The sequence below is a fragment of the Brachyspira alvinipulli ATCC 51933 genome (assembly GCF_000518245.1).
Taxonomy (GTDB): domain Bacteria; phylum Spirochaetota; class Brachyspiria; order Brachyspirales; family Brachyspiraceae; genus Brachyspira; species Brachyspira alvinipulli.
Genome location: NZ_KI912402.1, coordinates 112,858 through 127,315 on the forward strand (window position 1 = coordinate 112,858; position 14,458 = coordinate 127,315).

12 protein-coding genes are annotated in these 14,458 nt (G+C 24.5%); 4 read left to right on the top strand and 8 right to left on the bottom strand.

Annotation, left to right across the window (positions count from 1 at the left end; genetic code table 11):
- Positions 1 to 6 precede the first annotated feature (6 nt).
- Positions 7 to 1,509, bottom strand: coding sequence for a BspA family leucine-rich repeat surface protein (locus T324_RS16830; RefSeq protein ID WP_051436798.1), 1,503 nt, complete (start codon positions 1,507 to 1,509; stop codon positions 7 to 9).
- A gap of 547 nt (positions 1,510 to 2,056) precedes the next feature.
- Between T324_RS16830 and T324_RS0105340 the strand changes: the two genes are divergently transcribed.
- Entirely contained in the window at positions 2,057 to 2,752 is a 696-nt protein-coding gene (locus T324_RS0105340; protein ID WP_028329285.1) for a tetratricopeptide repeat protein, read from the top strand.
- A gap of 273 nt (positions 2,753 to 3,025) precedes the next feature.
- Here T324_RS0105340 and T324_RS0105345 read toward each other — a convergent pair whose 3' ends face one another.
- The 3 genes from T324_RS0105345 to T324_RS0105355 all read right to left on the bottom strand — a co-directional run bounded on the left by T324_RS0105345 (position 3,026) and on the right by T324_RS0105355 (position 7,102).
- A complete protein-coding gene (locus T324_RS0105345) occupies positions 3,026 to 5,416 on the bottom strand; it encodes a BspA family leucine-rich repeat surface protein (RefSeq protein WP_028329286.1) in 2,391 nt (796 codons plus the stop codon).
- Between the two features lie 20 nt (positions 5,417 to 5,436).
- A complete protein-coding gene (recF, locus tag T324_RS0105350) occupies positions 5,437 to 6,504 on the bottom strand; it encodes a DNA replication/repair protein RecF (RefSeq protein WP_028329287.1) in 1,068 nt (355 codons plus the stop codon).
- Between the two features lie 343 nt (positions 6,505 to 6,847).
- Positions 6,848 to 7,102, bottom strand: a complete 255-nt coding sequence (locus T324_RS0105355; RefSeq protein WP_028329288.1) for a hypothetical protein — start codon at positions 7,100 to 7,102, stop codon at positions 6,848 to 6,850.
- 207 nt (positions 7,103 to 7,309) lie between these two features.
- Between T324_RS0105355 and T324_RS0105360 the strand changes: the two genes are divergently transcribed.
- The 3 genes from T324_RS0105360 (at position 7,310) to T324_RS0105370 (ending at position 12,740) form a co-directional block, all read left to right on the top strand.
- A complete protein-coding gene (locus tag T324_RS0105360) occupies positions 7,310 to 8,473 on the top strand; it encodes a hypothetical protein (RefSeq protein WP_028329289.1) in 1,164 nt (387 codons plus the stop codon).
- 95 nt (positions 8,474 to 8,568) lie between these two features.
- Positions 8,569 to 10,716 (top strand): tetratricopeptide repeat protein, encoded by a 2,148-nt coding sequence (locus T324_RS0105365; RefSeq protein ID WP_028329290.1) that lies wholly within the window; start codon positions 8,569 to 8,571, stop codon positions 10,714 to 10,716.
- 404 nt (positions 10,717 to 11,120) lie between these two features.
- A complete protein-coding gene (locus T324_RS0105370) occupies positions 11,121 to 12,740 on the top strand; it encodes a gamma-glutamyltransferase family protein (protein WP_028329291.1) in 1,620 nt (539 codons plus the stop codon).
- 6 nt (positions 12,741 to 12,746) lie between these two features.
- Here the strand turns inward: T324_RS0105370 and thpR are convergent, their stop codons facing one another.
- From thpR to T324_RS0105385, 4 genes are all read right to left on the bottom strand, one after another.
- Positions 12,747 to 13,280, bottom strand: a complete 534-nt coding sequence (gene thpR, locus T324_RS0105375) for an RNA 2',3'-cyclic phosphodiesterase (RefSeq protein ID WP_028329292.1) — start codon at positions 13,278 to 13,280, stop codon at positions 12,747 to 12,749.
- A gap of 135 nt (positions 13,281 to 13,415) precedes the next feature.
- Positions 13,416 to 13,679 (bottom strand): hypothetical protein, encoded by a 264-nt coding sequence (locus T324_RS18440; RefSeq protein ID WP_245580643.1) that lies wholly within the window; start codon positions 13,677 to 13,679, stop codon positions 13,416 to 13,418.
- A 27-nt stretch (positions 13,680 to 13,706) separates the two neighbouring features.
- Positions 13,707 to 13,835, bottom strand: coding sequence for a hypothetical protein (locus T324_RS18750; protein ID WP_281171798.1), 129 nt, complete (start codon positions 13,833 to 13,835; stop codon positions 13,707 to 13,709).
- A gap of 23 nt (positions 13,836 to 13,858) precedes the next feature.
- On the bottom strand, positions 13,859 to 14,446 hold the full coding sequence (locus T324_RS0105385) for a hypothetical protein (RefSeq protein WP_028329293.1): 588 nt from the start codon (positions 14,444 to 14,446) through the stop codon (positions 13,859 to 13,861).
- Positions 14,447 to 14,458: the final 12 nt, after the last annotated feature.

The window sequence follows — 14,458 nt, forward strand, 5'->3', positions numbered from 1 at the left end:
ATTAAACTATATCTTTTTATTTTTAGGTTTTTGTTTGTATTTTTTTATAATTTCTTCTTTATTATTAATTAGTTCTTTTAATTCTGTATAATAAACATTTTCTAATTTATTGATAAAATCTTTTAATTTGGAATATTTAAGAGATTCTATATAAACTTCTTTTATATCACAATTTTCAAGCATAGATAAAAGTTTTTTCTTATGATTTCCTCTGGCAATAAAATAAATATTAAGTATTGATTTAACATTTTTAAAAGAAAGAGTATTTTCAAAAATATTATCAATAACACAAGTTTTATTAATTTTCCAATTTTCTATTGATTGATTAAAATTTTCACATCCTGAAAAAATGCTATTCATATTTTTAACATTAGATACATTCCAATGACTAACATCCTGATTGAAATTCTTTGCATTATAAAACATGCGGTTCATATACAAAACACTAGAAGTTTTCCAATTATCTAAAGGCTGATCAAAGTTATAAGCATTCTCAAACATACCAAGCATATTTTCTATTTTACTTACATTCCAATTATTAATATACTGATTAAAATTTTCTGCTTCAAAGAACATACATCTCATATTTTCAACTTTAGAAGTATCCCATTTATCTAATGGCTTATTGAAACTTTTACATTTACAAAACATATTACTCATATCTTTGACATTATGTACATCCCAGTCATTTATATCAGAATTAAATCTTTCCGCTTCTTCAAACATAGAACGCATATTTTCAACATTAGAAGTGTTCCAATTATTTAAAGGCTGATTAAAATTTTCAGCACATTTAAACATGCTGTTCATATCCGTAACATTAGAAACATTCCAATCATTCAAACTCTGATTAAAATTCTTACATCTCTCAAACATACTACACATTTTAGTAACATTAATTACATTCCAATTACTAATAGATTGATCAAAATTTTCTGCCTCAAAAAACATGCAGCTCATATTCTCAGCATTAGATGTGTTCCAACTATTTAAATCCTGATTAAATTTTTTACATCCACTAAACATTCCGTACATATTTTTAACATTACTTACATTCCAATTATTCAAAGGCTGATTGAAAGATAATGCCCCATAAAACATAAAGCTCATATTTTCAACATTAGATACATTCCAGCTATTTAAATTTTGATTAAACTTTTTGCAGTCAAAAAATATACTGTTCATATCTTTTACTTTATAAACATTCCAATCACCTATATATTGATTAAATTCTTCAGCACCAAAAAACAAAAAAGCCATATTTTCAATATTAGATACATTCCATTTTGATATATCGCTATTAAATTTTCTGCAATTAAAAAACATATCATGCATATCTATAACATTAGAAGTATTCCAATTTTCAATACCATTAAATTTTTTTCTTTTAGATTCTTTAAATAATTCGCTCATATCAGTGATTAAACTTGTATCAATATCTCCCAAATAAATACTTTCATCTTCTACCAATTTTTTTAATTCTTCTTTAGTTTGAGGCTTGTATTTCATGACTATGTTTCCTTACAGTTTTTTATTATTCTATATTATTTATATATATTTTCAATTTCAGAATTATAGTATTTTATTCAAACAATTTTTTATATCAACTTTTCAAGTGGTATATACCTAAACAATTACATTTTGTCAAAAACAAATTTATATTTCTGCTGTTATATCTGTGGCTTTACTCCAGCCCCCACTTCTTTTGCGACCAATTGCCTGTGGGTGCGAGCTGCGGGAAAAAGAACAATAAAATTTTTTAACATATTCTAATATAAAAAATAATTTATTTATATTAAGGTATTTGCAGGGCTTTGCCCCGTCCAAGCGTTTTTTAAATTGCTTTGTTTTCAGCTAAAAAATGCAGTTCTTTTGGTTCTTTGCTAACCCAACGCACGGTTAGAAATATTTATAAACTAAGTTAAATAATCATTATAATTTTATTTATAAACAAAAACATTTTTCAACGTGCGTAATATTTTACGCTAATTATTATAGTATTAAATTTTTTTCTATATTATAATGATTTCAATAAATTTATATTTAGGAAATTTTTATGTCAGTTGATAATGATTCTGGTAGGGATTCAAAATATTATTTTGATAAGGCAAATATTTTTTCTCTTGAAGGAAAATATGAAGAAGCCATAGCATATTATAATAAGGCTATAGAGTTAGACCCTAATAATAGTGCTGCTTATTATAACAGAGGACATGTTAAAGATTATTTAGGTGAATATGAAGAAGCTATTAAAGATTATGATATGGCTATAGAGTTAGACCATAATTATACTTATGCTTATAATAACAGAGGGCTTGCTAAAGATTATTTAGGTGAATATGAAGAAGCTATTAAAGACTATGATAAAGCTATAGAGTTAGACTCTGATTACAGTGATGCTTATAATAACAGAGGACTTGCTAAATATTATTTAGATCAATATGAAGAAGCTATTAAAGATTTTAATAAAGTAATAGAATTAAACCCTAATGATAGTGATGCTTATTATAATAGAGGAAGTGTTAAAGATGTTTTAGGTGAATATGAAGAAGCTATTAAAGACTATGACAAGGCTATAGAGTTAAACCCTAATAATAGAGCTTTTTATAATAACAGAGGAGTATCTAAAGAAAATTTAGGAGAGTACAATGAAGCTTTAAAAGATTATAAAAAGGCTTTGGAATTAGACCCTAACTATGATACTGTTAGAGAAAATATAAAAGATATTCAAGATAAATATGGCTTGAAATAAAATTAAGAATTTTATTATTGTGTCTATTTTGTAACCACGTACTTATTTTTTATTATAAAATTTAATTACATTTCCCCACCCTCAGGGCTTTTTATGTCATCTGATGTTTTTACATAGGTTTTCTTTTTTGCCGTGCGTAGAGTAAAGTTTTAAATTTAAAAAAATCTTGGGCGGGCGTTAACATTTCTAAACAGGCAATAAAAGTAATTTTAACTAAAATTTCAAAACAAGCTATAAAGTATAAAGGGCGGGGCTTTAAAATAATTTTTTTATTTAAGCAAATATATCAGTAAGCCTAAAATCACAAATCATCAAAATAAGTAATGTATAAATAAATCTTTCTGACACTTTTTTATTATTTTCGTTATAAAAGTTAATGTTTATTTTTACTTTATCTTTGTAATCAATTTTACTATTAGCATTTATTTTTATTTCGAAACAACCTCCTTTTTTTAAATTATAACTTTCAACTACGCCAAAATCTAAATAATTAGGACTCATTGAATACCTAATACCGAAAGCCTTAAAACTGCCATAAGATATTTCAACGTTTTGTAATTTATTTATCTCACTTTCTAAATTATTTTTATTTAATCTTATTATAGTTAATTGATTGATTGGCTGACTAAGTTCATAATCTTCTAATTGACGCTTCCATTTATTTATAGTTTCATCGTCCATTTCGGCAGGGCTTGCTAAACTTATAAAACTATTTTCATTAATTGTAACTTCTTCATCTTCACAGTTTGAATAACTTCCATCACCTGCATATCTGAATGTAGTTATAAAATTACTGTCTTTATCATACAAATCCCATATAAGTGAAGAAGAAAATTTATTCATTATAGGGTTGTTAATAAATACTTCTTTGAAAAAACTATAATTATATTTCTTTTCATATATTAATAATTTTGTTAACTTTAAAGATAATTTCTTTATAATATCAGGTATTTCCTTCTTTATATATTTAATTTCTGCTTTTATACTTTCTTCTAAATTCTTAGGAGTAGTTTTTAATTCTTTATTATTTTTTATATCAAATACTTTTACAGAATAATCACTATTCAAAATCAATTTATAATCATCGTTAATAATTTTTTCACCTCTTGAATCAAATCCAAAATTTGAACTAAACTTCAATTCTAAATCATCAATATCAAGACCTATTTCTTTTGATATTTTATTATTTATTAAATAAAAAGCCTCTTCTTTCAATTCTGATTTTTTAGTTTTTGAATATATATCATATAATAATTTAATACTGTATTGTGTTGTTTTTACTGATGATAAAATTATTAAGAGAAAATTAGAGTCTTTCTCTTTTTTATATATTTCTCTTAAAGCTTCATCGCCTCCATACAAACTATAAACAATGGCAGAAGTTTCTTTATGAGTTTCTATATAAATATTTTTAGCAAAACTTAAAAAACTTTCTTTGTCAAGTAAATCTATTATAGAATTAATCTCAAGCAAATAATAAATATCTCTTTTTAACTCTAAATATTTTAAGTATATATATTTTATAACTTTTATATCAACTATTCTTGATTTATCTTTTATTAACACATTACAATTTTCTATATAGGAAACTTTCTTCTCATCTTTTTTACTTAATTTAATAGTTTCTTCATATTTTTCAATACTGTCAAATATTTCATAATCAACAACTTCTTTCAAATCATCATAATAAATATTTTCTAATTTTCTTTTAGCGAATTGAACTTTTTTATTTTTTATTTCTGAAGATATTTTATGAATATCTTTTATATTTTCTTCTATTTTTTTAATTATAATTTTATTATCATTATAAAAAGCATATAAATATAAAATCCATTTCAAACTTAATTTATCTATATTTTTAGAAATAACATCAGACCAATCATCTAAATACTCAAGAGATTCAATATTCCAATCCTCTAAAGAATCATAATACTGAAAACCGCTTTTTGAAAACATTTCACTCATATCTACAACTTTATTAACTTTCCAATTATTCAAAGGCTGATTAAAATTTTTGGCATCATAAAACATACCATGCATATTCTCAACATTAGAAGTATTCCAACTATTTAAATCTTGATTAAAATTTATGCATCCATTAAACATTAACTGCATAGTTTTTACATTTGAAGTATTCCATTTATCAAGAGGCTGATTAAAATTCCTTGCTTGCGAAAACATACCATTCATATTTTCAACATTAGAAGTGTCCCAATTATTTAAATCCTGATTGAAATTTAAAGCCATATTAAACATTGCTCTCATATCAAAAACATTACAAGTATTCCATTTATTAAGAGGCATATTAAAACTTTCAGCTCCAGCAAACATAGCACCCATATCCTTTACATTGGAAACATTCCAATCATTAATAGGCTGATTAAAATCAAGGCATCTTAAAAACATACCTCCCATATTTTCAACTTTAGATACATTCCACTTTTCTATATTATGATTAAAATATACAGCATCGCTAAACATATTATGCATATCTTTAACATTTGAAGTATTCCATTTCTCAATACCTTTAAAATCTTTCCTCAAACTTTCATGAAAAATATTGCTCATATCAGTGATTAAACTTGTATCAATGTCGCTTAAATATATATTTTCATCTTTCAATAATTCTTTTAATTCATCTTTAGTTTGAGGTTTATATTTCATTTTTAGCTCCTCTATAATTTTTATATCTTTATATTTGGTATATCAAATACTTTTCCGTTTTCAAAGTTTTTTACTTTTTCTTTTTCTGTAACAGTTATAAATACCTGTCCTAATGTTTTTATATATTCAAGTATATTATCGCGTCTTATATTATCAAGTTCAAGCATAGCATCATCAATCAATAGAATAGGGGATTTTTTTCTGTATTCTGATAATATTTTTTCGCTTGCCAATTTCATTATAAGAGTAAACATTCTCTTTTCGCCTTGAGATGAGAATTTTTTTGATAATGAATCTTTATAAAAGAATTGATACTCTGCTCTATGTATTCCGAAATATGTTGTACGCATTCTGATTTGTTCTTGCAATGTAGTTTCAAGTTTTTTAATATATTCATTTTCATTTAAAATATCTTCTATACTAGATTGATATTTTATTGCATAAGGGTTTTCATTGTTAAAAATATTTTTATAAATTTCATTCATCTTTTCTTCTAAAAGCTGAGAATATTTTTTATTTTCATTAGCTATATAAAGAGAAAGTTTTGCTATGTCGCTATTATAAATATAAGCTTCATTAGGTTTTGTATTAAGGCAAATATTTCTCATTTTAAGAAGTTTATTATATTTTATCAAGGCAATTAAATATTCTGATGATATTGTTGATATCAGCATATTAAAATAATCGCGTCTTAATTTAGGCTCATCAGTTACCAACTCCGTATCATTTGGAAGAAATATAACATAAAGTATTCTTCCTATTAAATCTTTTCTTGAAGATACTTCTTTTTTATCAATGAATACTTTTTTGACTTTTTTTTGATAGGCTATTTCTATATTAGTATCATAATTAAGTTCATCTTCTCTGAAAACACCTCTCAAAAAATAATTATCATTTCCATTTTTTACAAGTTCTCTATCAAGTCTAGTTCTGAATGATATACCGTTTCCAAGCATATATATTGCTTCTAGTATATTAGTTTTACCGCATCCGTTATGTCCATAGAGAACATTTATTTTATCAGAAAATTCAAATATATTTTCATTATAATTTCTGAAAGAACGCAATGTAAGTTCTTTGAGTATCATTTATCAGCCTTTAAAATATAGTGAAAAGTATTATATATTAAAAATATTAAAAATAGAAGTTTTTTGATATTAAAATTATATGTCTATTGTTTTATTTATAGGTGATAACGATATTAAAAAATTATTTATAAGATTGTTTTAATAAATATAAAAAGTGCCTGATTAAAATCTTTAACCAAGCACTTTAATTTCAATTAATGTTATTTATTAAATTCATCAGATGTGGCATTAATTATATCTATTATTTTTGCTGTCATATTTTCAGGAGTTTTTTATTTAATCGATAAATAAAGCATGTGCATAATAAAATCAATTACTATGCACAAAATAAAAACTGTTTGCTTTATAAAGCAGGTAAATGTCTTCCTTTGTTAGGACCATTTGGATGTCTGATACAATTATTGTTTGTTAAAGCTGATATTGAATTAGCTTTTGTTCCGCAATATTTACAAAAATATTCTGATTTTTCATCTCCTTCATAAAGTTTGTGTCTCCCTTTATTAGGACCATTTGGGTGTCTGATACAATTATTGTTTGTTAAAGCTGATATTGAATTTGCTTTTGTTCCGCAGTATTCACAGTAAAAATTTTGAGCCATATAAAGCCTCCTGTATTTAATATTTATTTTATGATTATTAACATAGCATATTACTATGACAAAAATTGTCGCATAATTTTATTAAAATAAAAAAGTTATAAAAAATTAAAAAAAATTCTATTTTTTTATTTATATACAAAAAAGTGTCAAAATTTGTCATGTCCATAAATTATAATTAAATTAAAAATTTAAAAAGGATATAATCTTATGGAAGAATTAAACAGACAAAATAAAAAATATATTATACAAGATAAAAACGATTACTATTATAGCAAACATTCATTAAATTATTTTTTAGAAGAACTTGATAAACTTATAAAGAAAAATAATATAGAAATAGAAGAAGCAGATAAACTCATAATAAATGATCATCATAATTGTTCAGTATATACTTTTATAAGAGTATTAGAAAAATATTTAATAAGAATTAACTTTGAACAGTTTGTGCATCCAGACCCGGAAATACAAAAAGACTTATTGGGCTGGGATTATAAATGTTTATTAGAAAAGGATAAATTTCCAGAGATTTATGAAGAGTATCATAATGATAAATTTCCTATACTAGATGATGAGTTTTCAGAATTGCATGTGTATGTAGAAGATGATGGAATGTATGAACTATTAATTCCTTCTTGGCATTATGAATATGATGACGGCGAGTGCAGAGATTTTATAGAAAAAGAAGATGAAGAAGATTATAAAGAAAATAAAAAAGATAAAAAAGAAATGATTTCTGAAAAGTATAGAAAGAATGGATCAATATATTTTGAAACTAAAGAATTAGTTGATGAGTTTTTTGAAAGCGGGGAAGTTGATTCAAGAACTTGGTTTATGGAATGGGAAAGTGAAAATGAGAATGAAGCAATGAATTATTTTGAAGAAAGATATGACAAACATTGGGAAGAAGAATACCAAAGAAAATTAGATAAATACAATATCACAGATGATGATGACCATATGAAAAGTTATATTATATACGACAAAGAAGATATTGATTATTATTTTGAAAATAGAGATTTATTTTCATTTCCATTTTTTATAACAGGATACAATGAATTATTTGAGCATTTTTATAAAAAGCTTATGAAAGACAGGGAAGAAGTTAATAATTCTATAAATGATGATATAAAAGAGAAATGCGACAAACTATTATATGATTATATTTTGGGTTATAGTCCTAATCATAGATTTGCTCCTAATAAAGCCCTTTATGTATTAAAAGAATATATAAAAGAAAATTACAAAGATAATTCCAAAGAGTATATTGATTTAGCTTTAAGATACATTATGAATTATACAAGACATTTAGACAGGGATAAACTTATAGAAAGATATTTCAAAGGTGATAAGAGATTTTTATATAAGCTGTAATTATTTATACTGATTTATTATTAAAAAACCTCCCGTGAAGCCGTTTTTTGTACCTCTATATAATTAAAAAATAATAAAAATATAGGAGCTACACTATGAAAAAATCATACACTTTAGAAGAAATTGAAAATATAATAAACAAAGAGTTTTCTTATGAACTTGATGAAACTGATTCAACTGAAGCAGATAACAAGTTAGATAATAATGGAAATGATGAAGATTATCAAAACAATAATGATAATAATAATGAAAATATAATTGATCAAGTTATAGAAGTATTAAAAGAGTATATTAAAAAAGATAAAAATAATACAAAAGCTTTAACTCTATTAGGAAGGGCATATTATTCTAATAGAAATAATAAAAAAGCAGAAAAGCAGTTTAGAAAAGTTTTGTTAATAAATCCTAATGATGATAAAGCATTATACTATAAGGCAGCCAATTATATATATGATTTTAGAAGAAATGAAAACTATAATGAAGCATTAAAACTTATTAAAAAAGCTGTAGAATTAAATGAAAATGATTCAGCATATTGGTATATTTTTGGATATATTAATTATAAAAATGAAAATTATTATGCGGCAATAGAGTATGCTGAAAAAGCAGTTAAGTTAAATAAAAGTTATGTTTTTGATTATGATAATTATTTAGAATATTATCTTACTGTGATAGGAGAATCATATTTTAAATTGGGTAAATATGATGAAGCAATAGAAGTGTTTAAAGAAATAATAAAACTTCCTCGTCATGATCAAAGCGATTTTATGTATTTAGGATTATCATATTTTGCGAAAAAAGAATATGATAAGGCAATAGAAAATTATGAGAAGGTATTAGAAATTGATCCTTCTTGTGATTATATCGAAAATACTAGTGCAATAAATGCATTAGCTAAATCTTATATGGCTTTAGGAGAATATCAGAAAGGTATTGATGCATACAAAGAATATATTAAAAAATATGAGTGGCGTTCGATAAGAGATCTATATAATAAAGATATTGAAGACTATAAATATTTGATAGAAGCATTTAATCAGCTTATAGAGGAAGAGCCTAATAATTTTAAATATTATGATGGATTAGAAACTATATATTCTTTTGATTTGCATATATGTGATAAAGCAGCTAATGTACTTGAAAAATATTTACTGAATAATACTGATAAAATTAATGATAGTATTTATAGAACTCTAGCTTCTTTATATAATAGTATTTATAAATATGATAAAGCTATTGAAATGTGTAATAAATTTATGGATATTAATGATTTTGATAGTTATTATTATTCTCTTTTAGGACATATTTATCAAGAAATTAAAAATTATGATAAGGCTTTGGAGATGTACGAAAAATATGTGAATTATATGTTTGAAAACAAAGATAAAGGCAATGCAAATATTTATAGTAATATAATAAAATTATTAGATTTGTATGATAAACTTTTAAAACATGATAAAAAATATTTGCTTATTGATAAAGCTGTTAATTATTATATTAATAAGAATGATTATAAAGGATTATATAATTTATATTTGCATATAGGCGAAAAATATAAGGCTATTGAATATTATCAAAAATACATAAATTTAGATGATAATAAAAAATATGGGTATGATTTTACAGCTATTGCAGAGATTTATGAAAGTTTGGGAGAAAAGGAAAATGCAGAAGAATATTATAAAAAAGCAATAGAGATTTATGAAAATGAAAAAGATAAAAATTCTTGGGATTTAGAGAGTATAGGAGATTTATATAATTCTATAGGCAATAAAAACAAAGCTATTGAAACATATAAAAAAGCTATAAAAGTTGAAATAAAAAGTGCTAGTTGTATGTTCAGAAGAGAAAACAGATGGGAGAGAAAGGAATTTAAAGGTTATTATTCAAAGGAAATAGGCGATTTATATATGAAAATAGATAATAAAAATAAGGCATTAAAGTGCTATAAACATGCTGTTTCATTAGAACCTAATCGCGAAGAGTATTATATATCAATTGCAGAAGTTTATAATGATTTTAATGAAAAAGAGTTAGCAAAAAAATATTATAAAAAGGCTATTGATATTCATAAAAAATATCTTGAAACGCATTCATACAGATGTGATATTATAAAACGTATTGCTGAATTATATTTAAAAATTGATGATAAAGAAAATGCCAAAGAATGTTACAAAAAAGTTTTGGAAATTAATATTTATGATGATGAAGCTAAAGAGTATTTAGAAAAATTGAATATATAAAATTTTTGATAATTATTGACGACGAAGTCCGCCTCTGGTATCGGCAGGCGATAACCTATATCCTAGACAAACTCTGATACGCTTCGCGAAAGGCTACATTTTGGCTTAAATTTCATAAATTATCTTACATGCAAGATAATTTTAGTATGGTTTAGTACTAATTCTATAATTGCACTTTTTGCAACTTTTTGCGGCGGGAAAAAGTTGAATAAAAAACGACAAACTTAAGAATTTTTAGTATATACAAAAAGTTAATAATTAAATTCTTATTAATATTTATAAGATAGTTCATACTAAAATAATTTTTTAAGTTTTAATCAAACATTATTAAAAAATATTTTGACAAAATCTAATCCTTTAATTATACTTAACTAAGTAAATAAAATAAAGTATTGGATTTTATTATGGATTTTTATGATAATAGTTATCTCTCTAAAAGAAATGTAGTTTTTGGAAAAAATATAGTTTCTACAAGTAATATACTAGCCTCTCAGGCTGGACTTGAAATATTAAAGAAAGGCGGAAATGCTATTGATGCGGCAATTGCAACTGCAGCTGCACTTACTGTTGTTGAGCCTACTTCAAACGGTTTGGGAGGCGATGCTTTTGCTATAATAAATTTTGAAAATAATTTATACGCTATCAATGGAAGCGGATTTTCTCCAAAGAATTTGTATGTTGATAAAATATTATCGCTTAATCTTGATAAAATACCTACTTACGGACTTTTGCCTGTAACAGTTGGAGGAATACCAGCTGCTTGGGCAGCACTTGTAAAAAAGTTCGGAAAATTAAAACTTATAGATGTGCTTGAACCTGCTATTAGATATGCCAAAGAAGGTTATGCCGTTCAGCCTCAAGTAGCACTCGATTGGAAAGAATCTTATAATGTTTATTTGAATGAATCTGATAATTTAAAAAGAGAAGAGTTTAAATATTGGTTTAATACTTTTACTTTTAACGGCAGAACTCCGGAACTTGGTGAAATAGTTACACTTCCATATCATGCTAAAACTTTGGAGGATATAGGAAACACAAATTCAGAATGTATTTATAGGGGAGAGTATGCTGAAAAGATAGATGCATTTATGAAAAAATATGGAGGATATTTATCTAAAGAAGATTTAAATGAATATTGTCCTGAATTTGTTACGCCTATAACAACTAATTACAGAGGTTATGATATTTATGAAATTCCGCCTAACGGACATGGCATTACAGTGTTAATGGCTTTAAATATTTTATCTAATTTTGATTTGAAAAGTTTAACTCCATTAGAAAGTACTCATTATAAAATAGAAGCATTAAAATTGGCATTCATAGATACAAAAAAATATGTTGCTGATATTTATCACATGAAAACTTCCATTGAAGAAATGCTTTCAAAAGAATATGCTAGAGAAAGAGCTTCTCTTATAAACAAAAATAAAGCATTAGAACCTATAAATCATATATTTTCATCAGGAGACACTGTATATTTAGCAACAGCAGATAGTTATGGAAATATGGTTTCTTATATACAAAGTAATTACTGTGCATTCGGTTCTGGTATAGTAATTCCAGAAACAGGTATAGCATTGCAAAATAGAGGAGCTAATTTTTCATTGGATCCTAATTCAGATAATTTTATAGCCCCACATAAAAAGCCTTATCATACAATAATACCAGCATTTATATGTAAAGACTCAAAACCTTATGCAGCTTTAGGTGTTATGGGGGCTTTTATGCAGCCTCAGGGACATTTACAGGTTATGAGTAATTTAATAGATCATAATTTAAATCCGCAGGCCGCATTGGATAAACCTAGATGGCAATGGATAGGGGAGAAGAACATAGAATTGGAATACAATTTTGATGATGCATTATTTTCAGAGCTTTCATCTTTAGGTCATAATATAACCAAGAAAAATCATATAACTAATTTCGGATATTTCGGACGCGGACAAGTTATACTAAAGAATGATAATAATGTTTACTTTGCAGGCTGTGATGGAAGAACTGATTCAGGTATTGCTGTTTATTAACAAATATTATGTTAATTTAATAGTGAAAATTTCTGTATAATTATAAAAATCGCTTGAATATAAAGTAATAGAACCAGCTGTAAAAGATAATGGAGTAAAATCTATTTTTTCGATATTTTCTTTTAATTTGTTATTATCATAAACTTTTTTTACCCTTGCTAATGTTAGATGCGATTTAAAATCTTTTTTGTCGTATTTAAGATTTTCTATATTATCTAAATTGCTTCTTAAAGTTTTAACATATTTTTCTAATTCTTCACTTACGGCTTTTACGAATATAACATTTATATCTTTGAATTTATTTGTGAAGTAGGAAATATTTTCAAAGTTTATATTAAATGGTGTAGGGGAGGAGTTTATCACTTCTCTTTTTATAAGCTCTATTTGTTCTTCTTTTATATTATCAAAAAATACTAATGTTATATGCATTTTATCTTTTGATACTTTTTTTAATTCTGCTATTTTTTCATTTACTCTAAGCATGTTAGAATACTTGTTTTTAATTTCTTCGTTTAAGTTTAATGCTAAAAATGCTCTCATATTATTACAGCTCTATGTTTAATGATTTTGATATTATATCTTTATTAACATCTTTGTATAAAATTTTATTTGGTGTTATATTGCCATTATATTGATTTGTACTTGTATCGTTTACTTCTAGCATGCTGACTTTATCTAAATATATTTTTTATCATCATTGTATTTAAATGTTATATATAGTTTGCGGTTATTCATTATATGATGTTCAAGAGTAAAATAATTATTTTTATAAACGACATTTGCTGTAAGTCCGTTTATATTAAATATTGCAGTATTTAATGGGATGCTGCCGATATATTTATATTGATTATTTTTTTCTATTTGAAATAGAGTATAATAATACCAATATTTATTTTTTAATATTATCATTTCATAGGCACTATTATCTTTGAATCTCATTTTTCTTATGGCATTAATTTTTAAATCTCAATTTTCTTTTAAATTGCCGTCATCAGTGAAATAACTTTCATTTATTTTTATAGGCTTATCATCAATATCTTGAGAATAAAGATTAAAAGAAAACAATATAATAAATATTAATATAATTTTTTTCATAATTAATTATTTACAAAATATAATTATATATCAAGGCTCAATAATTTTGATATCATATCCATTGTAACATCTTTGTATAAGATTTTGTTTGGAACAACATTACCATTAACTTGTTTAGAAGTTGTTTTTGCCTCATTAATATTTACTGCAGAACTACCGTCAATAATTTCTATAATCATATTTGCTTTATCTAAATATATTTTCTTATCATCATTATATTTAAATGTTATGTACATTTTTAAAGTTGACATAACACTATGTTCTATAGTGAAATAATTATCTTTATAAACTATATTTCCAATAAGCCCTTCTATATTATCATTAAAACTTTTTAAAGCTATAGTTCCCATATAATTGTATTTATTGTTTTGTTCTATTTGAAATAAAGTATAATAATACCAATTATTATTTTTTAGTATTATCATCTCATAAGATGATTTATCTGTAAATCTAATTTTTCTAATGGCATAAACGGATAAGTCTTTTTTATTTTTTAAATTACCATCATCAGTGAAGTAATTTTTATTTATTTTCATAGGCTTATCATTAATATTTTGTGGGTAAAGATTAAAAGAAAATAAAGCTAAAAGTATCAATACAATTTTTTTCATAAGTTATAATCT